This window comes from Gordonia sp. N1V (assembly GCF_029269935.1).
Taxonomy (GTDB): Bacteria; Actinomycetota; Actinomycetes; order Mycobacteriales; family Mycobacteriaceae; genus Gordonia; species Gordonia polyisoprenivorans.
Map to the genome: position 1 here is coordinate 1 of NZ_JARJDD010000061.1, position 1,379 is coordinate 1,379.

Below are 1,379 nucleotides of genomic sequence, written 5' to 3' on the forward strand. Positions count from 1 at the left end.
GGCTCTACTGACTATTGAGTGGGTCAATTTCTTTGCGGGAGAGCAGGACACGCGCCTCCGCGGGTGAGTGTGGACATGGCGATGAGGGCTTCGGGTGAGTGAAATCCGTACGAACGCTTCGTGAGTGCGCGAAGGTGTGTGTTGGTGGCTTCTACTCGGGCGTTGGACATTCCACATACGATCGAGTTGTGGATCTGTGTCCTTTGGGCCTCGACACTGTCGGCCAGCGTCCGCATCTCCGGAATCTCACTACGTCTGGCAGCACTGATCCACCGGCCGATCGCCGCCCAGGGATCGTTATGGTTGCCGTAGAACAGGTATCGCATCTGTTCCTTGAGCCGATAGGCACGAGCGAGTTCGTTGTTTGCGTGTTTGACGACCTTCTTGCGTGCACGCTGTTGCGCGCGAGTCAGATTCTCTGGGTTCTTCAGCAACGCCCAGCGTAGGTGCTTGCGGTCGGCCTCGCTCAGGCCGACGATCCGATTCATCACTCGTGACCGACACCGGTCCAATGCCCTTGTCACCCACTGGACTACATGGAACGGGTCCATGCACCAGATCGACTCTGGTGATCGTTCAGCGATGACCGCGGCGATGTACTTGCCGGCGTCGGCGCTGATGTGGGTCAGTGCTGCGCTGCGCTGCTCGCCGAGTTCATCAAAGAAGGCGTGCAACGTCTCTTTGGTGGCGCCCTCGCGCGCCCAGACCAGCCGGCCGGTGTCGTGATCGACGATGACAGTCAGGAAACGTCGTCCTTTGCGGTAAGCGATTTCATCAATTCCGATGCGCCGCAGATTGTTCAGTCGATCTACCGACCCTACGTGATCGGCAACGACACGTTCGACGATCCGGTTGACGGTCCGCCACGACACTCGTAGGTACTCACAGACCGCCGTGACCGGACTGTGCGCGGCCAACCATGCAGCGGTGTCATCAAAGGCTCTGGTGACCTTTGCGCCAGGCCTGGCCCATGGCACCTCTTCGGTCAGCACGCCATGCTCTCGACATTGGATCCGCCCGACCTCCGCTTGCAGATAGCAGCGCCATCCGCCCATATCAACGTGCCGCCATCGCCGCGGCTGATCACTGTGATCATATCCAGGACAACGCTTGTGGCATTTCGGACAGCGAGATCGCGCGCGGTCGTGGGCGCGCACCGACACCACGACGGACGACTCATCGCCGTCCTCGACGAACTCGGTATCGAGAACGATCAATTTCTCGACTCCCAGCAACTTCTGCAGTACAGTAGCGGTGCGCAACGCCTTGCTCCTTTTGTTTGAGTCTTCGCAAACCAAATATTAAGGGAGACAGGGCGTTGCGCGCGTTAGGCACGCGGTGGGATGCGGTGGGACGCCCATAGAAAGGTCAGGAGAGCC

1 protein-coding gene is annotated in these 1,379 nt (G+C 59.6%); it reads right to left on the bottom strand.

All coding sequences use genetic code 11. The features are described from left to right. Window positions 1-23 precede the first annotated feature (23 nt). A complete protein-coding gene (locus P3L18_RS28095) occupies window positions 24-1,262 on the bottom strand; it encodes an ISL3 family transposase (protein ID WP_211541779.1) in 1,239 nt (412 codons plus the stop codon). Window positions 1,263-1,379 lie beyond the last annotated feature (117 nt).